Raw genomic sequence first — 23,900 nt, 5'->3', positions numbered from 1 at the left:
GTTTTCCTCCCTCGGGCTCAGGCAAAGACGGCTGTCAGCGCGTCTTCGGGGGCCGGGTCTTCGCTTTCGCGGGCGAATTGAATGGCGGCGTCCACGCGGGCCGCGCTGTCGGCTTCGATCGTCGCCAGCTCTGCCTCCGTGGCCACTCCCCCGGACAGCAGCCGCGCGCGCATCTTCGGGATCGGATCCTTTTCGAACAGCGCATCCTTCTCGCCCTCGGGCCGGTAACCTTCTGCATCGCCCATGAAGTGGCCCGCCAGACGGTAGGTTTCGACTTCCAGCAGACTGGGGCCCTCACCGGCCCTGGCGCGCGCAATTGCCTCGCCCGCCGCTTCGTATATGGCGTAAGGGTTATTGCCCTCGACCCGCTGCCCCGGGATACCGTAGGCAGCGGCGCGCTCGGCGTTGTTCTCGATTGCGGTTGAGGCTGTTTTCGAAACCGAAATGCCCCAGGCGTTGTCCTCGATCACGCAGACAAAGGGCAGTTTCCAGACCGCGGCCAGGTTCATCGCCTCGTGCCATGCACCCTGGTTGACCGCGCCTTCGCCGACAAATGCAACGGCGACACCCGGCAGCCCGCGCATCTTGCGAGACAGCGCCGCTCCGACAGCCGGACCCATGCCCTGCGCGATAATGCCCGAGCAGGCAAAATTCACATCCGCATCGAAGATGTGCATATGCCCGCCGCGCCCGCCGGACAGACCTGTTTTCTTCCCGAAGATCTCTGCCGCCATCCGGTCGAGATCCACGCCCTTGGCAATGGCCTGATGGTGCGGGCGGTGAGTGGCCGTGACCACATCCTCGGGAGCCAGGTGCGCACAGACACCCACCGCAACCGGCTCCTGCCCGTCGGACAGGTGCATCTCGCCGGGTATCGGGCCGTTGGCCATATTGAACACCGGCGATTTACCTTCGAAATAGATCCCCGCGATGGCCTCCTCGAACCTCCGGCTCGTGACCATGTTGCGGTACATCCAATGCTGTTCTTCCCGTGTTGGTATCATCTGCTCCTCCCAGAACTGCGGCTGACGTGCCGCTCAGATAACTGTCCAGAGGTTGCGGGGAGAGCACCCAACACTGCAATCAGGTAGACCGGCGAGCCGGGCCTCGAGGGGCTTACCTGTTTCAAGGTGAGACAGTTTGAGACACTTTGGAACGCTGACCGATACAACCATTTTGTGCGGGCTTCCGGTCCGGTCCACCGGGCGGGTGCCATTCAGGTTTGGGTAGGCCATCCGAGCCTGGTAAGCAAATTTATATAGATAATCTAAAAACTGAAGCCGCCGAACGCTCAGTTATCATGGCAGGGGAGATGATCTAGATGTTCCTCATCAACTTCCACCAGGAGAAGCCCGATGAAAGCCATGACCCTAACTGAGTACGGCGCAGACGCCAAGTTCGTGTCTGCAGAGATCGCAAAGCCCGAAGCAAAGCCAGGCCACGTTGTCGTCCGCGTAGCGGCGACCAGCGTGAACACTGTCGACACGATGATCCGCAGCATGGGCAAGGACCTTCCACTCTCCCCCGGTCTGCCCGCCGTTCTGGGCATGGACTTTGCAGGCACGATCGACTCGGTCGGCGAAGGCGTGAGCGGTTTCAAACCGGGTGACGAAGTCTATGGCTGCGCCGGCGGCCTGCTGGACTTGCAAGGTGCTCTGGCCGAATACATGCCCGCTGATGCCCGCCTAATTGCCCACAAGCCAAAGACCCTCTCAATGCGGGAAGCCGCCGCAATGCCGCTGGTCGGGATCACCGCCTGGGAAGGCCTCGCACGGGCCGGCGTGGAAGCTGGCAGCAAGGTTCTCGTGCAGGGCGGGGCCGGTGGGGTTGGCCACCTGGCAGTTCAACTGGCCCGGCATCTTGGTGCGGACGTCTACTCGACCGGCACCGGCGCAGCGCAGATCGAGACGATCGAAGGCTACGGTGCGACAGCAATCGACTTCATGGAGGAGCCGGTTGCAGAATACGTCGAGAAATACACCGGCGGCGCTGGCTTCGGGAAGATCTTCGATACCGTCGGCGGCGGCAATCTGACCAATTCCTTCGCGGCGGCGGCGCTCAATGCGCATGTCGCAACGACCGTCGCGCTGCTGGAACTCGACCTCTCCCCCGCGCATTTCAAAGGGCTGTCGATGCACATCATCTTCATGCTGATCCCGATGATCCACGATCATAAGCGCCAAGAACATAGCGACATCCTGGCCAAACTGGCTGACATCGTCGACGCCGGCGCCATGACACCCTTGCTTGACGAGATGTCCTTCAGCTTCGCCGAGGTTGGCAAAGCCTATGACCGCCTGACCAGTGGCAAGGCCATCGGCAAGGTTGTCATCGACATCTAAGCGGCCCGCTCCGCTAAACCTGCTGCGGGCAGCGCACCGAAACCGGCTGCGCTGCCTGCCCTTTCTCTTTGCCGAAGAAAAGGCCACGCCCTCATGGCAAGCCATTCCACGAGAGACTACCCTCCCGGCGTCAGCCTCCTGCGGCGTTGCCAATTGTCGTTAGAAACAGGGGATGGCATGGATGCGGAGGCTATCAGCCGGTGGCTGCTCGGTGATGCTTCCCGCGCCACCGACATGATCGGCTTGATCGAAGGTTTTGTAAGCTTGCTTGCGCAGGCAGGCCTGGGTGTCAGCCGCTTGAGCCTGAACGTCGGCACCCTGCACCCCCAAGCCCTAGGTTATGCCTGGAACTGGAGCAGCACCGATGGTTTCTGCGACGAGATCCAGATCCGCCAAGAGGTTCTACGAACGGACGCCTACATGAAAAATCCTCTGTACCGCGCGATGGAGCATGGCGAGATCGTCAAGGAACCACTGCGTCGGCCCGGGCCGAAGGCCGAAAGCAAACTGTTGCAAGCGCTGGGACACGAAGGTTTTACCGAATACTTGGCAATTCCATTGTCAGCCAGTGGCGAACGCTTCAATGCCGTTACTTTGGCGACCCACCAGGCGGGCGGCTTTGCAGACAGCCAGATCCGGAAGCTGGACCAGCTCTTGAAACTCTTCTCCCTGCATGTGGATCGGCACATTGCGATCAAGATAACCGAAAATATCTCCCACACTTATCTGGGGCGGGAAGCCGGGAGCAAGGTCGTCAAGGGCACCATAAAGCGCGGTACTGGCGTCGTGGTGGATGCTATCGTCTGGCAATCCGACATGCGGGACTATTCCCGTCTTGCTGACACTCTGGACAGTCAGACACTGGCGGCACTGCTGGACAGTTACTTCTCTGTCATGGCCGAGGCTGTGACCGCACATGGCGGAGATGTATTGAAGTTCATCGGGGATGGCATGCTGGCGATCTTTCCTGCGAATGATTTTCGTGGCCGCGGCGGCGCAGCCCGTGCCGCAGCCCGCGCGGCCCAAGAGGCAATCAGACACCTGACAGAGACCAACGCAACGGACCTCCCCCGGCAAGGGCTGCCGCCGCTCCAGAGCGGGATCGGGCTGCACGCTGGCGAGGTGTATTTCGGCAATATTGGTGCGTCCAGGCGGCTGGACTTCACCGTCATTGGCGAAGCCGTCAATATTGCCAACCGCATTGAAAGCCTCTGCAAGCCGCTGAAGCGCAGCATTCTGGTTTCCGAGCAAGTCGCGAGCCTGCTGGATCCCCTCCCGGAACCCATGGGGACCCATGTGTTGAAAGGCTCTCGGGCGCGGCAGACATTGTTTGCGCTCCACCCGTGATCCCCCGACATTATATAGATAATCGGTATTCTGAACCGATAACCCACGGATTAATGCCGGGTATTATCGGAAATATGGTCATTGGCAGGAGAGCTTCTGCATTGCTCTTTCACCGCGCTGCCCCAAGACGCTGCCTCGGCGGCCCTGCAGGGAAAGGCGCCCAGCCAGATTGGGGACCAGAATGAACTACGACAACTTTACCACTTTCACAGTCGCGATCGACGCGGCCATCGCCACGGTTACCTTCGATTACAAGACCGTGAATATCCAAGGCCAGGAAATGCTGGCGGATCTGAGCAATCTCGCGATGAAGCTCGAGCGGGACCGGTCGCTCAAGGTCGTGATCTTTCAGTCTGCAAACCCAGAAATCTGGGTCAGCCACTACGACACCGAACTGCTCAAGGACATGTCCACCGAAGCCGTGTCGCGCCAGGACGCCAGGATGCTGGACCTGCAAATCATCTGCGAACGCATCAGCAAGGTACCCCAGGCCACTATTGCCAAACTCGAAGGTTTCACGCGTGGCGGCGGCCACGAGTTGGCGCTTGCAATGGACATGCGGTTTGCCGCCCGCGGCAAGTTCAAATTCATGCAGATGGAAGTCGGCATGGGCATCCTGCCCTGCGGCGGCGGCGCATCGCGGATGGCCCGGCAGACGGGTCTGGGCCGGGCGCTGGAAATCATCCTCAGCGCCCAGGACTATGATGCGGATGACGCAGAACGCTTCGGCACCATAAACAAGGCACTGGATCAGGATGAGATCGGCCCCTATGTCGACGCGCTGGCCAACCGCATTGCCCGCTTCCCTGTCCATGCGATCAATGCGTGCAAGCAGATGGTGTACGAATCCATCGACCAGCCGATCCGCGACGCCCTCAAGGCAGAAGCGTACTGGCTTTATCAGGCGACCAACAAGACACCGGCAATCAAGCGGTTCACCATCGCAGAGGATCAGGGGCTGGAACATGACATCGAAAACCAGCGCAACTGGAACGACCTGGTCATGAAGGTTCAGGACATCAACTGACACCGGCCTGAGGCGACAGGGTACGATGGTGGGCAACGTGGTTCTCAAGAACCCCCTGGGAAAGAACTGACGGCAGTGACCACGCGGCGAGACGCAGCGCTCAGGGTGATGCGGCATCATGACACCCCGCGGCGCCGGGCCTGAAGGCTGGTCAGTGTCGATCCCAAGTCAGTCCTACGAGAACCACCGTCCCGCTGCCCGGTAGCCGAAACGAAGTTTCGATGAGAGGGGACTGCATGGAAAACCGCGCCGCCTCAGTGCCTCATTGGAGGCCGGCCAATTCGTGGTCTTGTAGGTCGTAGGGGCCCAATGGCTGATGCGTCTAAGCAATCACGTTGGGTTCATAACGTGAAACCCTTGACCGAATTGAGCAGAAACGGTCTTGGGATGGTGTAACGAGCTTGTGCAGGTGAAATCATGGGGCGTCCGGCGACAGCAGGGCCGGACGCGGGTTCTTTTTCAGGCTGATTGCATGTCCAGTGCCTGTCCGTCCAACCGGCCGGTCGTGGCGGCCTCAGCCAAGACCGCAGCGACATCGGCGCGGCTGGCCTTTGCTGACTTGTCGACCTGATCACCAAGGATGACGTCGTCGTTGCGACCGCCATCTGTCAACGATACCGGCCGCAGGATGGCATAGGTCAGCCCGGAATTCTTGAGGTGTTCGTCGGCGGCATGTTTGGCCTTCAGGTAATGCGCCAGATCGCCCGACGGGTCGGACTGGTCCGCACCGATGGAACTCAGCATTACGAAGCGGTCGACACCGGCGTCCTTTGCCAGATCGATCAGTCGCTTGGCACCGTCGCGATCCACTTTCTCTGTCATCTCCGGCCCGGTCCCCCCGCCAGAGCCTGCGGCAAAGATCACCACATCCGCGCCGTCACACGCGCCTTGTTGCAAGTCGGTCAGATCGCCATGGCGAAGCTTGGTGCCTTCTGGCAGGCTGCTGGTATCTGAACTTTCCCGTACAAGCGCGGTCAGGTTGTGGCCTTGCTCCAGCAGGTCTTGGGTCAAAATTCGGCCGGTCTTGCCGGTTGCACCGGCGATCAGGATATTCATGGGCATGGGACGTCCTTTCTGTATGGTCAAGCCGGCGGCGCCATCGGTCCGGCGGATCGCGTGGCGGTGATGTAGCCCGGCTGCGTTTGTAAGCTGTCCCAGTAGGCCGCGACCTTGGGATGGTCTGCCAACAGGTCAAACCGCGCCAGAAGCGCAACGATGTAGGACAGCTGAATATCCGCCAGCATCGCCTTGTCGCCGAACAGCAACGGCCCGTCGCCGATGGCCTGAGCGATATAATCGAGATGGGTGTCGAGCGCGGTCTTGGCGTCCTTTGGCACGGGCTCGCCACCAAAAGCAGGCAAGATGGCGCGCAGCGCAACCTCGGCCAGGGACGCCTCCACGTAATCCAGAAGCGCCTCATGTTGCCAGAACTGTGACGTGCCGCGGGGCGGCGTGTGGGAGTCGTCGTCGAACTTGGCCGCCAGGTATCGCAGGATCGTGGCGGACTCGGCGATAATCTCGCCGTCGTCCTCAATCACCGGGGATTTACCCAAGGGATGCACCTTGGACAAAGCGTCCGGTGCGTGGAAGGCATCGGTCCGGTCATAGTCGATGCGATTGCAGGGCTGTCCCAGGTCGGCCAGAAGCCAGAGAACACGGGTGGCGCGGGAGTATTGCAGTGCATGGAGTGTGATCATGGCAAAAAGATCGCTTTCACATTGACGAATTCCTTCATGCCAAAGCCGCCATGTTCGCGCCCGTAGCCTGAATCCTTGACGCCGCCAAAGGGCATATTCGGATCGGCCGCGCCGAAAGAGTTGATGCGGACCATGCCGGTATCAAAGTGGTCGCGTGCCAGCTTCACAGCGTGCGCTTCGTCCTTGCAGAAAATCCCGCCACCCAGACCATATCGGCTATCATTGGCGATACGCATCGCGTCTTCGTCGTCCTTTGCGCGGATCACGGCTGCCACGGGGCCGAATATTTCGTCATCATAGGCCGGCATTCCGGGTTCCACGTCCACCAAAACAGTCGCGGGATAATACGCTCCGGTTCGTTCGGGGGCCTCGCCACCGCACAGCACTTTGGCCCCCTTCGCCACGCTTTCATCCACCTGATCCTTGACCCTATCGAACTGATCTTGGCTCGACAGCGGCCCCAGTTGGGTGTCCTGGTCCGTCGGGTCCCCCATCTTGATGGCGTTCATCTGATCGACAAAGGCAGACACAAAGCCGTCATAGACCTTGTCCGCCACCACGAACCGTTTGGCCGAAACGCAGGTTTCGCCGTTGTTGTATACCCGCCCGATGACAGAGTGTTTGACCGCCGTTTCGATGTCGGCGTTCTCCAGCACAAGGTAGGCGTCGTTCGACCCCAGCTCCAACACCGTCTTTTTCAGCGCCTTGGCAGCGACCGCGGCCACATGGCTGCCCGCACCATCACTGCCGGTGAGCGTCACCCCGCGTACAAGAGGGTGGGCGATCACCTCGTCGCTGGTGTCGTGATCGATCAGGATGACCTGAAACAGATCTTCGGGAAGGCCAGCTTCGATGCAAAGCTCACGCAAGCGCAGGCCCGAGCCGGTGCAGATCGAGGCGTGTTTGAGCACACAGGCGTTGCCCGTCATCAGGTTCGCCGCCAGCACGCGGACGGGCTGATACAGCGGAAAGTTCCACGGCTGGATCGAGTAGATCACACCAATTGGCTGGTAGCTTACAATGCCGCGCCCACCGTTTGTGCCGTAGCTGCGCTCTTCGTCGGCCAGGGCATCGGGGCCGTGCTTTGCGGAATACTCAAAGATCGCGGCGCAGAGTTCGACTTCACGCTTGCCGTCTTTCAACAGCTTGCCGGTCTCTCGGGTCATCAGCGCCGCCAAGTCGTCGGCGTTGGCCCGGAGCGTTTCCGCGATCTTGGTCAGGTAGGGCGCGCGCTCTGCATGGGACAGCTTTCGCCAGTCCAGAAACGCGTCCTGCGCGGCCTCCAGCTTTTGGATGACCTCTTGCTTGCTCATCAGCGGATACGTTTCGATCGTCTCGCCAGTTGCGGGATTTAACGTGGTAATCGTCGACATGATGGCTCCTCTCGCGCGTTCAGTGGAAACGCGCAGACTTCGGGTTAAGTTCCCTCCACCGGCAAATGAGCGGCGAAGCGCCGGGCGCCGGGACGCGGCCAATCCACTGACCTACCCCTTGCCCGTCCCAACCAAGCGCACTGACCATATTCAACAGAGCCATGTTCGACGTCCCGCAGGTGATCGAAATGTCACACAAGGCAACCCGGCCACCGATGCCGCGTCGGCACCGAAATCAGGTGTTGCATTCTCAGTCTTTGCCCTTTAGGAAGGCTGAATTGCCGCGTGTGGATGACCCGATCAACGGCAAAGTATTCTCGTCCGTGATCTACCGATTGTTGCCTTGAATAGCCCCAGAGGGCGCAGAAACAACGGTAGCTATTCTACGCGAGCTTCCCATTAGATCAGAGAGACCTGGTGTCCGTGGCGTTAGACCGCCGGATCAACACCAAAGCCCGTGCGCGACGCCAATGCGAAACAATCGCACAATGGCCGCACGACCAATCCCGCCCCTTAAAGGCGGACCGACTATTCACGCCCCAATCCCGGTTCTGACCGAACTCAGAGCGATTGCGTGCATGCTGGCCAATACTGACCAGTCACCAAAACCTGCGGCCTAAGGGGCTGCAATCTGCCCGGCCATACATGGCAGGCACACATGTCATTGAAAGGATAATCTCATGACAACCGGAACAGTAAAATGGTTCAACGAAACTAAAGGCTACGGCTTCATCGAACTGGACAACGGCAGCGGCGACGCATTCGTTCACATCAGTTCGGTTCAGCGCTCTGGCCTGACTGGTCTGAACGAAGGCGACAAAGTTGGCTTCGATCTGAAAGAAGACCGGATGCGCGGAAAATCCTCCGCAGAAAACCTGCAGCTGCAGTAAGCATTGCCAATGTGTCCTCCGAAGGCCGGGTCGGTTTCCGGGGGACACATACCCGAGATATGGCCGTCAGCTCGCGACAACAGTGCGTGCTGCCACGACGTCATCTCGCCCCACAAGTCTCGTCTGAATGCGGACGGGCAAAGGGCGAAACCCTCCTCTTGGCCAACAAAGGAAAACAAAAATGGCTTTGAAAATCAACCAACTCGACGATCAGTCCGTAACCGGCATCCTGGACGGCGTGATCCATTTTCATGTGACTGCGTCAGAAGACGGCGTTACGGCGCGCATCAGCAACTGGACCTGCACCCTGGCAGGCCGGGCGATGTGCAGCGCCAGCGGCATGCGCACCAGCGCATATGAGATGCTGGCCCGGTATCGCGAGGAACAAAAGCACTCCCTGAACTGTCAGAATCTATCGGCAGTTTGAGTGGACCGACGGGCAGAAGCTTGCCTTTTCAGTTCAGTTCCCCAGTCTGACGTCGACAGTCAGACCTCGTGCGCAGTCGGTCCAGTTACTGGTTCTTCGCAAATCGCGTGCGGCAGGCTTTTGCCCCCCAAGAGCGGATTTAAGGATATTTAGGCGGTTTCCCGCGTGATCGGAACACCGTGAATGTCTGCGTCCACCTGCAAGGGTTCTCAACTCGCTGACCGCTTTGGACTGGCTGGAGTCATCCGGCGGTCGAGATTGCGGGCGATCTTGCTGCACCCCCGTTGCCGCACCGCTGCAAGTCCGGCGTGAGCCCGCAGCCGCCCTTGCTTTGAACAGCGCATGTGCTACCGCAGATTGGTGGCCACCAGCGCAGAGCGGACCCAGGCCGACAACACCTTCAGCCAACCCAGCATATGATCCAAGGGCGGGAAACCGGCCTGCCTCCCAACTGCAGGAGACGTGATCCCGAACGTCGCAGGCGCGCATCCGACACTTTATGAAAACGGTGGTGCGTCGGGCGTGAACCTGGCTGCTCATTGCTCGAACTAGAGCAACCGGCTCGTCTCAGTCCCTTTCTCTTAGCCCTTTCGCAAGCGATGAGGCCGCTTCTTGGCACTAAGGGGACGCCGGTTGTGTCGCAGGAGGTGGAACGCACTGTCAAAAAAATGGAACACTCTGCGATGGTCTTATGCGAGCAGCCAAAGTATCTATCTTGGAATTCCATACCTTACAAAAAAAACGCTTTATGCGCCAGCTGTCGCACCGGTTCTCAGAACCTCCGTGTTGAGGAAGGACCGCTTTCCCCGACGCAGACCGTGCGCTCCCGCATGAAAGGTTCCCCATGGCCCAGCAGTTTCGTATCACCTACAGCTACGTAACGGATTATCTGCTGCCGGGGAGCGACGATCCTATTCAACTTCTATTGCGTTTCAACCGTTTGCCTGACACCGGAGCGGTGATCGAAATTGACGTGAATGGCACTGCCTTCACAGTCAATGGCCCGCTGGAGAATGGCCCTGTCGAGGTCGCCGAGGGGGTGCGCGCCTTCGTGTCTGTCGACACGCAGATCATGTTCCTCTTCGATCCGCAGGTGAATGAAGACATTTTCGCCGCCGGTCAGCGAGTCGACGTGACCGTGACTGAAAACGGCGAGGAGATTTACGACAGGCAACTGACGTATGACGTGTCCGAGTATCCCGCGTTGACCTCACCCGGCGCGGTCATGCCCGATTTCGAGTTCGTCAATCAGGCCGGTGAGACTGTGGACCTTCTGGACTCCAAGGACACGCGGCCCGCGATCGTGGAGCTTGCGGCCACCTGGTGCAATCCTACGCGGGAACTGGGATATCTCGAAGACGCCTACAGCGCCGCGCTTGGCAACGAATTTGTCTCAAAGACATTGCTGATGGAAGGCTCTGACAGAGGCAACAATGCGACGGTCGCGGATCTGGCGGAATACGCGGTGCGGTTCGGCGTTGACCGAGACGTCTATACAACCGGCAACTACCTCGACTCTCAGGAGCTTCGACTGATCGACGACCTGACCGTTTATCCAACGTTCCTTGTGATTGACCAGGTCACAGGCGAGGTGCTGGGGCATTTCACAGGTTTTACCTCCGTCGAAGATACGCTTGAACGTGCGCGCGGGATCATGGATGCGGTATCCGCCGACACCGAGACCAATGGCCTCTCTCTGCAGGCCGATGACCTTGAGAACACGGCCTTTGGCAGCGTACGCAACGATTTGATTGTCGGCGGCGACGAACCGGACAGGGTCAACGGCGGCCACGGCAATGACACCATCCGCGGCAGGCTTGGAGACGACCATCTGTTTGGCAACGCGGGCGATGACCTGGTTCTTGGCGGCGCGGGCGACGACACGATCTATGGCAGCGCAGGCTCCGATACGCTGGACGGTGGCAAAGGTCGGGACGCCGCAGACTTTCGCGCGATCAATGGCGATGCCGTCGTCCGTTTCGACGCCGATGGACTTGGCTCGGTCACCACAGACGGTGGCACCACCGCCGTCTCCAGCGTGGAGTACATCAAGGTCGGCAATGGCAATGACAGGCTGAACATCTCGGCGAACGGCATGCGGGTTCTGACGAGCGATGGCGACGACGAGGTTGTCGTGGCTGGCAACGCGGTTTCGGTCGAAACCGGACGGGGCAACGATACGGTGCGCCTGCTCGGCGATAGCGGAGTGGTCACGGACGGTTCGGGCGACGACCGCATCGTGGTCAAGGGGGACAGCGCCACGTTCTTCTCCGAAGCGGGCAACAACAACGTGTTCGTACGGGGCGATCAATTCACCTACATCGCAGCATTCTCGAGCGAGGCCGACGACCGGCTGGTGCTGTACGATGGCGCCGAGACGTTGATCGACGGCAGTCAGGGAACCGATGGCGGGCTGACACTTGATTTCTCTAACACCACCGGCGCCGTGTCGTTCGGGGCCAGCGCGGATTCGTCGTTTTACATAATCTCCCCTCCTTACATGGGCTACACGACTGGTCAGGGCGGGTCAGGGAGTGTCTCGGCAGAGGTGACAAAAGTGATCGGCAGCGCGTTCGACGACCGGCTGATGGCCGACGAAACCGGTGCGATACTGCTCGGCCGAAACGGGGCGGACACGCTCTTGGGCCAGAGCGGCGATGACGTGCTTGCCGGGGGTCTGCGCGCCGATCGACTGCGGGGAAGCCAGGGCGCCGACGACCTGAGTGGCAATTCCGGCAGTGATACGCTTCTGGGGGGAGGCGGTGACGACGTTTTGGCCGGCGGGCGTGGCGAAGATATCCTGCGGGGGGGCTTTGGCGCGGATCAATTGAGCGGCGGCAAAGGAAACGATACGCTCGTCGGTGGCAAGGGAGCGGACACGCTTGACGGTGGGGCGGGGGCGGATCACTACCTTCTGTCTGCTTCAAATCGTACGTCCGACGATGCGGACGTGATCCTGTTCAAGACCGGTGACCAGATCGTTCTGGACGAGGAATTGGGGATCACCGCCTCCAATTTCGACTCCCTGTTCAAGGACACCTTTTTAGGTAGTGCCGATGTCGACGACCGGTTGTTTTACGACAGCAGCACGGGCAGCCTGTCCTATGACTCAGACGGCTTTGCCTCAGCGCCAGAAATTCTACTCGCCACCATCGAGCCCGACAGCGCAGAGCGGTTCGAGCTCAGCTTTGATGACTTCGTGTTCGTCTGAACGCCAAGCTGTCAGCGCAGATCCAGCAACCAGCGCTCCAACACAGCGTCGGGCTGGTCTAGCGCCAAGCCCGACTGTGATCGTGCGAGAGAGCGGGCGACACGCGCATCCCGCGGTGCGATGCCAAAGCGGCGACGGAAAGAACGGGAATAATCGCTTTCGCTGGAAAAACCCCATTTCAGGGCAATTTCGTAGATTCGAAGATGCGATTTGCAGGGATCAAACAGGTCGCGCGCACTCCGCCGAAGCCGTTGGTTGCGGATGTAACACGCGACGCCGCCGGTCTTGGCAAACAAGCGGTAGAGCGCGGTCCGCGAAAGACCCAGCCCTTCAGCGGTCACCTGTGGCGACAGCGACGGATCTGTGAGCCGCCGATCGACCAATTGCCGCGCAACCAGAAACGTCGCCTCTTCGACATGCGAGCGGGCCAAGTCAGGATCACGTCCGTCCTTCGCATTCAACAGGGCCGTGACTATCCCAGCGGTAGCGGGCACGATCTGCTCGGCCTCCTGCTGCGTCATGGTAGAAACGCTGTCGGCGAGGCTGTTCAGATAGGCCGTGAAAAGGCGGGCGATAGGCAGATCGCGTGGGATTGTGCGCAGATGCTGCCGCGCAAGCGTTGCGCCGGGGTCGAGCAGCGAGCGAGGCAGAACCAGCGTGAGGTTCGCGAAGGCACTGTTCCTCGCGCTCAGGTCCTCGGCCATATCCAGGATCCACACGTCTCCAGGCAGGGCCGTTGGTCGATGTCGTCCGCACTTGGCTTCGGTGTGGCCGCGGTGAAACACCTGAATCATGAAATGGTCGTGCGCGTCCTTGGATGCCTTCAGATGCGATCGTTCAAAAGTCTGTTCTGATGCGGCGCAACGTCCCACGATGAGCTGATCGATAAGCGTCACGTCCACCTGCGCATGAAAGTCAGAGTCAGCTTCGCCGCCCGGTAGCGCCACATCGAAGAAGGGTTCGATATGCGCCCTCCATGACTGGAACCGTTTCTGAGGATCGACATGATCCGCGACGACGGTGGTTCTGGCGACGGGTTGATCCTTTGTCATGATCAAAAGTGAGAAGTGAGCCAGACAAAGTCAAGCGCGCTGACATTCCGAAATGAGCCACGCCCCGGTCGCTGGGCAGGTTCTGTTCGATTACATCAAAATGTCCTACACTCCAAAGCGCAAGCATGCGCAGAACGGGCTGCAGTCGCCTGTCGACATTGAACGACAAGGGAAACTGACACCCGGAGGCGTCTAAGAAACACGGGCCTATTCAGGTAGAGATGGTATTCGCCCACCTAAACCGCATCCTCGGTTTGGAACGGCTTTGATTGCGCGGCCCATTCGGCGCAGGCGACGAATTCCCCCCCGAAGCCATCGCCAGAACCTCGGAAAGCGCGCAAAGCTGCAGCCACGACCGCAAACGCCCCGTCTGCCATGAAGAGCGGACCACGCGCCTTGCTGTACGCGCCCAACCGCGCCATAGAGTCAGAAACCTGCCAGAATCGAATGCATATGCACATAAAAATACTTCAACCCTAAAACTTCTATCTTGAAGCAATGCGAAGCTCTCTCTAGGCTTTTCCCTATTCGCACGGGAAAACAACGGGCGCCGAAGCCCCGGGTCCATGCGCTTTCATCTACCCAGGGAGACTGAAATGACGTACCGCTCACTCGCCACCGCCGCCATGATCGGCGCCGCCACCCTCACCGGGGCCACAGCCCAGGCCGAAGAGGTCACGCTGAAGGCGGTGACCGCCTTCGCCACCGGCACCACCTTTTCCCGCGACTTCGAGGCCTTTGTCGATTGGGTGAACGAAAACGGTGCCGGGGAGGTGCAGATCCAGCTCCTCGGCGGGCCGGAGGCGGTGCCGCCCTTCGAGCTTGGAAACGCGGTACAGGCAGGGATCGTCGATATCGCCAACAACACCACCGCCTACTACCCGAACCTGCTACCTGCGGGCGAGGCACTGCACCTGGCGCAGAACACCATCCAGGATCAGCGGGCCAACGGCTGCTATGACATCATTGACGGGATGCACCAGCAGCAGATGAACGTCAAATATCTGGCCCGGGTCGGCGACCACATGAACTACCACCTGTATCTGACCAAACCGCTGGAGGGGCCGGATCTGTCGGGGCTCACCATCCGCACAACACCGGTTTACCGCGCGATGTTCGAAAAGCTCGGCGCCACGCTGGTGCGTACCGCCCCGGGCGAGGTCTACACCGCGCTGGAGCGTGGCGCGATCGACGGCTACGGCTGGCCCAGCCAGGGTGTGCTGGACCTCGGCTGGCACGAGCAGACCGCCTACCGGGTCGATCCGGGCTTCTACCAGGTGGACGTGAATTTCCTGGTGAACCTCGACACCTGGTCCGGCCTCAGTGACGCGCAGCGCGCGGTCCTCGAGGACGGCGCCGCCTGGATCGAGGCGCAAAACGCCGAGAATCTCGCCCGCAATGCAACCGAGGCCGAGGCGCAAGCCAACGCCGGCATCGAGACCATCACCTTCGAGGGCGAGAACGCCACCCTCTGGAGCGCCACCGCGCAATCCGAGGGCTGGGGCGAAGTAATGAAGACCGACCCGGAGATGGCCGAAAAACTGCAGGCCTGCCTGCTGGTGAAATGACCGGACGGGGCGGGCCGGATCAGACCGGTGCCGCCCCGCTCCGCCAGGCCCCAGCCTTTTGCTCCTGACAATACGGTGACACCATCATGACCACGTTCTCCCGGTGCTTCAGCGCGCTGCTCACGGCTCTTGCCGTGTCCAGCGCCGCCATTCTCGCCGCGATCACCCTGGTAATCCCGCTCAACGTGGCGCTGCGCAACCTTGGCCTACCGGTGATCTACGGCGCGCTGGATGCCATCGAATACGGGCTGATGGCGGCGACCTTCTTGGGCGCACCCTGGGTGCTGATGCGCAACGCCCACGTGCAGGTTGACCTGGTGACACGCGGCCTGCCGCCCGGCGCGCGCCGGGTTGCAACCGCGCTGGCCTGCGGGCTGGGAGCCGCGGCCTGCGTGGTCCTGTGCTGGGCCGGGCTGCAGGCGCTGTGGCAGTCTTATGCGCGCGGCTCGATGGTGCGCACGGCCTTTACTTTCCCCGAGTGGTGGACGCTGACCGTGCTGCCCCTGTCGATGGCGCTTTGCGCCGTGGAATTCCTGCGCAAGCTGGTTCGTCCCGATCCGCACAACGCGCCGCTCTCCGGCCTCTGAAAGGACCTGCCATGGACTGGATCTTCACCCTTTCGCTGATGCTGGGCGGGCTGGCGGCACTGCTGCTGGCGGGCCTGCCGGTGGCCTTTGCCTTCATCACCGTTACCATGATCGGCGCCTATGAGGTGCTGGGCGGCGAGCGCGGCCTGTTGCAGCTGGCCCGCAATGCCACCCAGTCGGTGGCGAATTTCCAGATGGCGCCGATCCCGCTGTTTATCCTGATGGGCGAGATCCTGTTCCAGACCGGCATCGCCCACCGCGCCATCGAGGCGATCGAGCGGGTGGTGACCCGCCTGCCGGGCCGCCTGTCGGTGGTCACAGTCTTTGGCGGCACGATCTTTGCAGCGCTGTCCGGCTCCACCATTGCCAATACCGCGATGCTGGGCTCAACCATGCTGCCGGGGATGTTGCAACGGGGCTATCATCCGACGATGGCGATGGGGCCGATCATGGCCTCGGGCGCGATTGCGATGCTGATCCCGCCCTCGGCGTTGGCGGTGCTTGTGGGCAGCCTTGCCGGGATCTCGATCTCCGGCCTGCTGGTTGCCGGAGTGATGCCCGCGATCCTGCTGGCGGGGTTGTTCGTGCTTTATATCGTGGTGCGCAGCAAGCTGGACCCCAGTGCTGCACCGCCCGATGACTTGCCGGAGATGACGCTGGCCGAGCGCTGGAGGCCGTTCCTGATCTACGTGGCGCCGCTCTCTGCGCTGTTTGCGGTGGTGATCGGCAGCCTTCTGCTGGGTTTCGCCACCCCCACCGAGTCCGCCGCACTTGGCTGTCTTGCAGCGCTTGGGGCCGGGGCGGCCTACCGGGCGCTGAGCTGGTCCAAGGTGGCCAAGGCGCTGATGGAGACGGTGAAGCTTTCGGTGATGATCCTGTTCATCATGGCCGCCAGCCAGACCTTCGCGCAGATCCTGTCCTTCAGCGGCGCCACCAATGGCTTGATCAAGGCGATCAACGCGGTGGATCCGACCCCCACAATGGTGCTGATCGGCATGATCGTAATCCTGCTGTTCCTCGGCTGTTTCGTCGATCAGGTCTCAATGCTGATGGTGACGGTGCCGGTCTTCGTGCCGCTGGCAGCGCAGCTTGGCATCAACGAGCTGATCCTGGGCGTGGTCTACCTGCTGACGATGGAGATCGGCCTCTTGACGCCGCCCTTCGGGCTATTGCTGTTCGTGATGCGCGGTGTGGCGCCTGAGGGCGTCGGCATGAAGCAGATCTACGCCGCGGTCACCCCCTTCCTGGTCATCAAGCTGGCGGTGCTCGCGCTGATCGTCTGGCAGCCCGCGGTGGGCACCTTCCTGCCCGGCCTGATCGCGGACTGAGCGTCGCGCTGAACCGCCTGCGCGCCCCCACGCGTCGGCGATGCGCGACTTTGAGCATGTGGATTGTGTTGCTCTCACGCCTCGGGAAACATCCACGAAAGAGAAACCCGCCCGGCATCCCCTGCCGGGCGGGTCTTCGCTTGCGCGGACCACCGGGCTTTAGGCCCAGGCCTGATCCGGGTCCGGCAGGGGGATCGCTGACATCAGCTCTCGAGTGTAGGCGGCTTGCGGTGCCGCAAAAAGCGCCGCCGTCTCCGCGTTTTCCACGATGTCCCCGCGGTAGAGCACCAGTGCCCGGCTGCACAGCCGCCGGATCACCGACAGGTCGTGACTGATGAAGGCCAGCGTCAGCCCCAGCTCGCGCACCAGCTCCTCCAGGAGGTTCAGTACCTGCGCCTGGCTCGACACATCAAGGCCGGAGACGATCTCATCGGCGAGAATGAACTCGGGCCGCAACGCAATGGCGCGGGCGATGCCGACGCGCTGGCGCTGACCGCCCGAGAGCTCATGCGGGTAACGGCTGGCAAAGCTTTGCGGCAGGCCCACCATGTCCAACGCCTCGCGCACGCGGGCGGGGATGTCCTCCCTGCCCTGCACGCGCAAAGGCCCGGCGATGATGCCGCCCACCTGCCGCCGCGGGTTGAGCGATGACATCGGGTCCTGGAAGATCATCTGGAACCGCGCGCGCAACGGGCGTAGCGTATCCTCGCCAGCGTGGGTGATGTCGCGGCCTTCGAAGGTAACGCTGCCGCTGTCGGGTTCGATCAGCCGCACCAGCGCGCGCCCCAGGGTGGACTTGCCCGAGCCGGAGCCGCCGACGATGCCCAGCACTTCGCCCTTGGGGATCTGGAAGCTCAGGCCCTTCAGCACCTCCATCCGCGGCGCAGGTCCCAGGAGGGGTTTTTTCGACATATCCGGAAAGCTCAGGCGCAGATCGCGCACATCGTAGATTACATCGCTCATTCGGCAGCCTCCCGCTCGCGGTCGCTGCGGGCAACCTCTGCCTCCACTGCGGCAATTACTCCGGGCGGCACCGGGGTCAGGCTGCCGTCCGGGTCGGTGTATTTCGGGGTCGCCGCCAGCAACGCTGCGGAATAGGGGTGGTCCGGCTGGCGGAAAAAGGCGCGCACGTCGGTGTCCTCCACCACCTTACCAGCATAGAGCACGCTCATCGTCTGGCAGACCTTGGACACCACGCCCAGATCATGGGTCACGAACAACAACGCCGTGCCGTGGCGCTCCTGCATCTGGCGGATCAGCCGCAGGATCTGCTTCTGGACTGTCACGTCCAGCGCGGTGGTCGGCTCGTCAGCGATGATGAGCTTCGGCTCCGCGGCAAAGGCGGCGGCGATCAGAATGCGCTGACGCATGCCGCCCGAGAGCTCATGCGGATAGGCACGCATCACCCGCTTGGGCTCATGGATCTGGACCTCCTCCAGAAGCTCGAGCGCGCGGGCTTCGGCCGCCCTGCTGGACCAGCCGAGGATATCGACCAGCCGGTTGGTGATCTGCGGACCAATCCGGCGCGACGGGTTGAGCGCAGTGAGCGGGTCCTGCGGGATCAGCGCCACCTTGGCACCGATGCGCTGGCGCCGGGTGCGGGGCGGCAGCGCCTGAAGGTCCTCGCCATCCAGAAGGATGCGCCCGCCGGTCACCTGAAGGGCACGCGGCAGGACACCCAGCACAGATTTGCCGATCATCGATTTGCCCGCGCCGCTTTCGCCGACCAGCGCGCGGGACTCGCCCGCCGCCACGCGCAAGCTCACGCCGCGCAGCACCGGCGGGCCGTCGCGCAGCCGCACGTCGAGGTTTTCAATGCTCAGGTAACTCATCGCAACACCGGATCGAAATGGTCCTTCAACCCCTCGCCAAGCTGCGAGAAGCTGAGAACGGTGAGAAACAGGGTGGCAAGCGGGAACACCAGCACCCACCACGCCTGATGCACCGAGGTGCGGCCCTCGGCGATCATGCCGCCCCAGGTCGGCGCGTCGGTCGAAACCGAGAGGTTCACGAAGCTCAGGATCGCCTCGACGATCACGGCGATGCCCATCTCCAGCGTCAGCAGGGCGACGATGGCTGGCAGCACGTTGGGCAGGATCTCGGCCAGCATCGTGCCAAAGCGGCTGCGGCCTGCCACCTGGGCGGAGGCGACGTAATCCATCTGCGCCTGCCCCATCGCCTCGGCCCGCACCACGCGGGCAAAGCGGGTCCAGTCGATCACCACGATGGCGATGATGATGGAGGTCATGCCGGTGCCCAGCACCGCAATCAGCAGGATCGCGAACAGCACCGGCGGGAAGGCCATCCAGATATCGACCAGCCGCGACACCGCAAGGTCCACCCAGCCACCGTAGTAGCCGGCAATCAGCCCCAGCGTGGCGCCAATGAGACAGGTAAGCGCGCCCGCGATCAGCGCGATACCCAGCGCAAGGCGGGCGCCATGCAGGATGCGGCTCAGGACATCGCGGCCCAGGCTGTCGGTTCCCAGCAGGAAGTTCGGATCTGCGCCCGTCTCCCAAACCGGCGGCAGTCGGCCCGCGAAGAGGTCTTGTGCCAGCGGGTCATGCGGGCTGATCCAGGGCGCGAGAAGGGCCGCCAGCACCAGAAGCGCCAGCCAGCCGCCCGCCAGCCACAGCCGCGGCCCGGGCAAGCGGCGGATCTCTCCCCGTGCATCACGCATGGCGCAACCTCGGGTTCAGAGCGGCATAGGTCATATCCACCAGCAGGTTCACGACAGTGAACAGCAGTGCAAACAGGATCACGATGCCCTGGATCAGCGGCAGATCTCGGTTGATCACCGCGTCGATCGCCATGTTGCCGAGACCCTCGTAAGAGAACAGCCGCTCGATGATGACGGTGCCGCCGATCAGGAAGGTGAACTGTACGCCGATCAGCGTCAGCGTCGGCAGGATCGCATTGGGCAGCGCCTCGCGCAGGATGATGCTGGTTTCCGAATAGCCCTTGGTGCGGGCCAGCGTGACATAGTCGAGGTACATGGTTTCCTTCAGAGATTGCTTCAGAAGCTGGGAGATGATCGCTGCCAGCGGGATCGCCAGCGCCAGCGCGGGCATGAACATATGGGCGACGATGTCGGCCCAGACGTCGAAGCGCAGACGCAACAGGCTTTCCCAGAGGTAAAAGTTGGTCTGGAACTCAAACCCTTCGGCGGGCGAAATCCGCCCCGAGATGTGGAACAGCGGCCAAAACACACCGAACAGCAGGATCAGCACCAGCCCCCAGAGGAAATCCGGCACCGACAGCGCCATGCCGCCCGCAACGTCGATGGCGCCCTCGGTCCTTGTGCCGCGCCGGAGCGTGGCGGTGAGCGCCATCGCGCCGCCCAGGGCCACGGCGATCACCAGCGCCATCACCGACAGCTCCAGCGTGGCGGGCAGCCGACCCAGCACCAGCTCCGCCACCGGCTGGCGCAGCGAGATCGAAGTGCCGAAGTCGCCCTGCAGCACGCCGGTGATCCAGATCAAGAACTGCTGGAAGATGGATTTGTCGAGCCCGTACAGCTCTTGCAGCCGCTGGATATCCTCGGCGGTGGCACCGGGCGGCAGCATCATGGCCACCGGATTGCCCGGCACCACGCGGATCACCACAAAGACGATCACGGCAGCCCCGGCCAGGGTCACCAGAGAGGCGGCCAGCCGGATGAGTACTCGGCGCAGGATCTGCATTTCCGTTCCCTTGATAGTGTTGCTTCGTCAAAAAGGGCCGCGGGGGCTGGCATCACTGCCGCCGCCCCCGCGGCCAGGACAGGCCAGGGGTCCGGCCCTGTCCCGATGCGCGGCGTCGGCGTCAGGCCCGCGTCATAAGATGCGGCAAGAGCGCGCCGGAGGCATGCGGCGTCACCTTCACCGCGGCACTGTGCAGGATCGGCTGGACGTATTGCAGCAGCGGGATCACCAGCGCGTTGTCGGCGATGTGGCGGTCGACGTCCTTCCAGCCCGCGATGCGCTTTTCCTCGTCCGGCTCGCCCCAAAGCGGGATGATCTTCTGCATCAGCTCCTCCCCGTCCCAGACGGAGTGCGGCGAGGGGCCGAACATGGCAAAGCCGGTGGAGGTCGCCGGGTCGCCAATGGCGTTGCCCCAGTTGTAGAAGGCCGCGGGCGCCAGCGTGTCGGCGGCGCGCAGCTCGTAGTGCTTGGCGATCTCGTAGACCTCGATCTCCGCCTCGATCCCGACCTTGCGCCAGAGGCCGACGATGGCCTGGATGATCTCGTAATCCTTGGGCTTGAAACCACGGGTGGTCTGGATGGTGAACTTGACCGGGTTGTCCGGCCCGTAGCCCGAGGCGGCGAGCAGTTCCTTGGCCTTCTCAGGGTCGTAGGCCACCTTGATCGAGCCGTCGAAGGCCGAGTAATCCGGCGTCTGCAACGTGTCGATGGCAACACCATAACCCGACAGCAACCGGTCGATGATCAGCTGCTTGTCAATCGCATGCGCCATCGCCTTGCGAACATTGGGATCGGTCATCGCCTCGACATCGTTGATAAAGATCATCCCGATGTCGGAGACCGGCGCGGCGGTGCCGTCGATCCCTGCCTTGCCTTTCAGGCGGTCGAACTCCTCGTAGGGCATTTCCAACGTGACATGGGCGTTGCCGGATTCCACTTCGGCAACGCGGCTGGCGGCGTCGGTCACGAACTTGATGGTCACTGATTTAAACTCGGGCGCGCCGCCCCAGTAGTTGTCGTTGGCCTTCAGCCGGACGTAGGCGTTGCGCTCGAATTTCTCTACCATGTAGGGGCCGGTGCCGACCGGCTTGGCCTCGAAGCCCGCGGCGCCGACCTCCTCGTAATATTTCTTCGGCAGCACATAGCCGGTGAGGAAGCTCATCCACTTGAAGATCGTGGGCTCGTATTCCTTCACGTCCGCCGTCACCCGGTTGCCGTCGATCGCGTAGTTGCCGACCTTGCCCCAGATGAACTGGATCGGGTTGCCGGTGTCGGGCGCGCCCGCGCGTTCCAGCGACCAGACCACATCCTCCGGCGTGAGCGGATCGCCGTTGTGCCAGGTGACGCCCTCGCGCACGTCCATCCAGATCTGCGACTTGTCCTCGTTCCAGCCATACCCGGTGATGATGCCCGCATCGAAGGACAGATCCGGGTTCTGGTGGATGAACATGTCAAACACCGACTGGTAGATGCCCTGAATGGTCGGGTTCACCGCCGAGGGCCCCACCGTCGGGTCCCAGCTGGGCAGGTTGACGTGATAGGCAATGACCAGTTCCTCGATCTCCTTGGCGAGGACGGGCAGGCCGCTGGCGGCCAGCATGGCCCCCGCAGCAGAGGATTGCAGTAACGCGCGTCTTGTCAGTTTCATCTTGTTTTCCCTGTTGTTGGCGGCCGGCGCTTGTTTTCTTTGCCGGGGTCTTTTGCCCCTATGCGCCGGCCAGTTTCTGCCCGAGCAGGTATCCCGCCCCGGCTCCGGTTCCCGCCCCGGGCCAGACCGCGGCCCCGGTGTGGTAGAGATCGCGCACCGGGGTGCTGCCATCGGCAAACCCGCGCAGGGGCCGGAACATAAAATGTTGCGACAGGTGGTGGCTGCCGCAGACCTGATCGCCGCCGACGAGGTTGGGGTTGTCGGCCTCCAGCATCGCGGGGCTCACCACGTGGCGGCCGAGGATCTTCGCCCGCACCCCCGGCGCGTAGCGGTCCAGGATATCAAGCGCGCGCTCCGCCATTGGCTCTGCCGCGCTGTTCCAGTCCTTCGCCGCGATCTGCCCTGCCGCGTCGCCCATGATCTCCCCTGGCACCATGCGCACCTGAAGCCACAGCACATGCTTGCCCTCCGGCGCGCGAGAGGGGTCGATGGCGGTGGGCTGGCCGCAGACGATCACCGGCTCGCTGGGCAGGAGCCCCGCCTTGGCCTGCGCGTAGGTCGCCGCCATCTGGTCGAGGCTGGGCGCCATGTGAACATAGGCGAAGCGCGACAGATCCTCTCCGGCAGCCCAATCCGGCAGGCTGTCCATCGCCAGATGGATCATCATCGTGCCGGGCGCGTGGGCGAATTTGCTGAGCCCCTTATCATAGCGCTTGTCCGGCGTGCCGCCGGTGAGCCGCAGCAGCGCTGAGGGGGCGACATTGGCAATCACCGCCTTGTTTGCCCGCACCACTTCGCCGCTGGCGAGCTCAATACCCGTCGCGCGGCCGCCCTCTTGCAGGATGCGCGTCACGTCCGCGTTGCAGGTGAGCGAGCCGCCCCTTGCCTCAATCATCGCCGCCATGGCGCGGATCATCACATCCGCCCCGCCCTGACCCAGCACCATGCCGAAGGCCTGGTTCACCTGGCCTTCGAGATAGGGAAAAAGCGCGCCGCCCGCGACATCCGGGGCAAAGTCCAGGTGCATCCCCCAGGCCGCCAGAAGCGCGCGCACCTTGGGCGAGCGGAAGGTCTCCTCCAGCCAGCCCCGGGGCGATGCGGCGAGGAAGCGGCCCAGGTCCAGAATGCCGCCCGCGCCCATGCCGCGGAAGGATTTCCAACCCAAAGATGCAAATGCACGCTTTCTGATGGGGGAGCCGAGCAGACCAAAGAGCGTCTCTGCCTGTGTCGGGAACGCCTCGGTCAGCTCCGCCCAAGCGGCGCCGTCGGCGGGATCCTCGCCTGCGATGCGCTTCGTGGTAACGGCGGCATCATTGCTCACCCCCAGCCAGGTGCTATCGGGAAAGACCGATGCAAAACAATCAGATGCGGGCGCGAACGACAGACCATGGCGGGCAAGCTCCTCGCCGTAGACCTTGTGAAAAGGGGAGCCTGCAAAAAGTGACAGGTTCATCGCGCCCCAGTCGTGGCGAAAGCCGGGCAAGGTATACTCCCCCGTTTTGACCGCTCCGCCGGGCTCCCCCGCACGTTCGTAAACCGCGACGCTCCAGCCCTTTGCGGCCAAATGCGCAGCACATGCCAGGGAGTTGTGGCCGCTGCCGATGATCACTGCGTCCGCGCTTGCGGGCATTGCTTCTATCCTTCAACTCAATATGGATTGATATTTGCAAATGCATATAAACCTGTCTAGTGTTTCTTTATTGCGACCCAATAAGCGGCG

20 protein-coding genes are annotated in these 23,900 nt (G+C 62.2%); 9 read left to right on the top strand and 11 right to left on the bottom strand.

All coding sequences use genetic code 11. The features are described 5' to 3' along the window. Window positions 1-17: 17 nt before the first annotated feature. Window positions 18-1,004, bottom strand: a complete 987-nt coding sequence (locus tag AC0IPL_RS10630) for a thiamine pyrophosphate-dependent dehydrogenase E1 component subunit alpha (protein WP_474274320.1) — start codon at window positions 1,002-1,004, stop codon at window positions 18-20. Between the two features lie 351 nt (window positions 1,005-1,355). Between AC0IPL_RS10630 and AC0IPL_RS10625 the strand changes: the two genes are divergently transcribed. The 3 genes from AC0IPL_RS10625 (at window position 1,356) to AC0IPL_RS10615 (ending at window position 4,716) form a co-directional block, all read left to right on the top strand. After that, entirely contained in the window at window positions 1,356-2,342 is a 987-nt protein-coding gene (locus AC0IPL_RS10625) for a zinc-dependent alcohol dehydrogenase family protein (RefSeq protein WP_474274318.1), read from the top strand. A gap of 177 nt (window positions 2,343-2,519) precedes the next feature. Further along, window positions 2,520-3,689, top strand: coding sequence for an adenylate/guanylate cyclase domain-containing protein (locus tag AC0IPL_RS10620; RefSeq protein WP_474274316.1), 1,170 nt, complete (start codon window positions 2,520-2,522; stop codon window positions 3,687-3,689). Between the two features lie 181 nt (window positions 3,690-3,870). Further along, window positions 3,871-4,716 (top strand): enoyl-CoA hydratase/isomerase family protein, encoded by an 846-nt coding sequence (locus tag AC0IPL_RS10615; protein WP_474274314.1) that lies wholly within the window; start codon window positions 3,871-3,873, stop codon window positions 4,714-4,716. Window positions 4,717-5,175: 459 nt separating this feature from the next. On the opposite strand, the gene AC0IPL_RS10610 is transcribed toward AC0IPL_RS10615, so the two are convergent. Genes AC0IPL_RS10610 through AC0IPL_RS10600 form a run of 3 tightly spaced genes read right to left on the bottom strand, consistent with a single transcriptional unit; the run spans window position 5,176 to window position 7,786 of the window. Beyond that, window positions 5,176-5,772, bottom strand: coding sequence for an SDR family oxidoreductase (locus tag AC0IPL_RS10610; RefSeq protein WP_474274646.1), 597 nt, complete (start codon window positions 5,770-5,772; stop codon window positions 5,176-5,178). Between the two features lie 26 nt (window positions 5,773-5,798). Beyond that, window positions 5,799-6,413, bottom strand: coding sequence for a glutathione S-transferase family protein (locus AC0IPL_RS10605; protein WP_474274312.1), 615 nt, complete (start codon window positions 6,411-6,413; stop codon window positions 5,799-5,801). After that, window positions 6,410-7,786, bottom strand: coding sequence for an NAD-dependent succinate-semialdehyde dehydrogenase (locus AC0IPL_RS10600; RefSeq protein WP_474274310.1), 1,377 nt, complete (start codon window positions 7,784-7,786; stop codon window positions 6,410-6,412). Before AC0IPL_RS10600 ends, AC0IPL_RS10605 begins: the two co-directional genes overlap by 4 nt. Window positions 7,787-8,466: 680 nt before the next feature. Between AC0IPL_RS10600 and AC0IPL_RS10595 the strand changes: the two genes are divergently transcribed. From AC0IPL_RS10595 to AC0IPL_RS10585, 3 genes are all read left to right on the top strand, one after another. After that, complete coding sequence (locus tag AC0IPL_RS10595; protein WP_225264652.1) at window positions 8,467-8,676, top strand: cold-shock protein; 210 nt, start codon at window positions 8,467-8,469, stop codon at window positions 8,674-8,676. Between the two features lie 181 nt (window positions 8,677-8,857). After that, a complete protein-coding gene (locus AC0IPL_RS10590) occupies window positions 8,858-9,103 on the top strand; it encodes a hypothetical protein (protein ID WP_474274308.1) in 246 nt (81 codons plus the stop codon). Window positions 9,104-9,947: 844 nt separating this feature from the next. Continuing rightward, window positions 9,948-12,314, top strand: a complete 2,367-nt coding sequence (locus AC0IPL_RS10585; protein WP_474274305.1) for a calcium-binding protein — start codon at window positions 9,948-9,950, stop codon at window positions 12,312-12,314. A gap of 11 nt (window positions 12,315-12,325) precedes the next feature. Here AC0IPL_RS10585 and AC0IPL_RS10580 read toward each other — a convergent pair whose 3' ends face one another. Further along, window positions 12,326-13,366 carry a helix-turn-helix domain-containing protein gene (locus AC0IPL_RS10580; RefSeq protein ID WP_474274303.1) on the bottom strand — a complete coding sequence of 347 codons (1,041 nt, stop codon included), beginning with the start codon at window positions 13,364-13,366 and terminating at the stop codon, window positions 12,326-12,328. Between the two features lie 596 nt (window positions 13,367-13,962). Here AC0IPL_RS10580 and dctP point away from each other — a divergent pair. From dctP to AC0IPL_RS10565, 3 genes are all read left to right on the top strand, one after another. After that, window positions 13,963-14,934 (top strand): TRAP transporter substrate-binding protein DctP, encoded by a 972-nt coding sequence (dctP, locus tag AC0IPL_RS10575; protein WP_474274301.1) that lies wholly within the window; start codon window positions 13,963-13,965, stop codon window positions 14,932-14,934. 86 nt (window positions 14,935-15,020) lie between these two features. After that, window positions 15,021-15,521: a TRAP transporter small permease gene (locus tag AC0IPL_RS10570; RefSeq protein WP_474274299.1), complete on the top strand. Its 501-nt coding sequence runs from the start codon at window positions 15,021-15,023 to the stop codon at window positions 15,519-15,521. An 11-nt stretch (window positions 15,522-15,532) separates the two neighbouring features. Next, the gene (locus tag AC0IPL_RS10565; protein WP_474274297.1) at window positions 15,533-16,849 is read left to right on the top strand and encodes a TRAP transporter large permease; all 1,317 of its coding nucleotides are present in this window, start codon (window positions 15,533-15,535) and stop codon (window positions 16,847-16,849) included. Between the two features lie 159 nt (window positions 16,850-17,008). On the opposite strand, the gene AC0IPL_RS10560 is transcribed toward AC0IPL_RS10565, so the two are convergent. The 6 genes from AC0IPL_RS10560 to AC0IPL_RS10535 form a co-directional block, all read right to left on the bottom strand. After that, the gene (locus tag AC0IPL_RS10560; RefSeq protein WP_474274295.1) at window positions 17,009-17,812 is read right to left on the bottom strand and encodes an ATP-binding cassette domain-containing protein; all 804 of its coding nucleotides are present in this window, start codon (window positions 17,810-17,812) and stop codon (window positions 17,009-17,011) included. Continuing rightward, entirely contained in the window at window positions 17,809-18,681 is an 873-nt protein-coding gene (locus AC0IPL_RS10555; protein WP_474274293.1) for an ABC transporter ATP-binding protein, read from the bottom strand. The genes AC0IPL_RS10560 and AC0IPL_RS10555 overlap by 4 nt, the downstream gene beginning before the upstream one ends. Beyond that, the gene (locus AC0IPL_RS10550) at window positions 18,678-19,529 is read right to left on the bottom strand and encodes an ABC transporter permease (RefSeq protein ID WP_474274291.1); all 852 of its coding nucleotides are present in this window, start codon (window positions 19,527-19,529) and stop codon (window positions 18,678-18,680) included. The genes AC0IPL_RS10555 and AC0IPL_RS10550 overlap by 4 nt, the downstream gene beginning before the upstream one ends. Continuing rightward, window positions 19,522-20,532, bottom strand: coding sequence for an ABC transporter permease (locus AC0IPL_RS10545; protein ID WP_474274289.1), 1,011 nt, complete (start codon window positions 20,530-20,532; stop codon window positions 19,522-19,524). The genes AC0IPL_RS10550 and AC0IPL_RS10545 overlap by 8 nt, the downstream gene beginning before the upstream one ends. Before the next feature lie 121 nt (window positions 20,533-20,653). Further along, the gene (locus AC0IPL_RS10540) at window positions 20,654-22,180 is read right to left on the bottom strand and encodes an ABC transporter substrate-binding protein (protein WP_474274287.1); all 1,527 of its coding nucleotides are present in this window, start codon (window positions 22,178-22,180) and stop codon (window positions 20,654-20,656) included. Window positions 22,181-22,238: 58 nt separating this feature from the next. Continuing rightward, a complete protein-coding gene (locus AC0IPL_RS10535; protein WP_474274285.1) occupies window positions 22,239-23,810 on the bottom strand; it encodes a phytoene desaturase family protein in 1,572 nt (523 codons plus the stop codon). Between the last annotated feature and the right edge of the window lie 90 nt (window positions 23,811-23,900).

The organism is Leisingera sp. SA32 (assembly GCF_056033425.1).
Note: the sequence above shows the minus strand (reverse complement) of the source record. Positions and strands in the feature narration are given on the sequence as shown.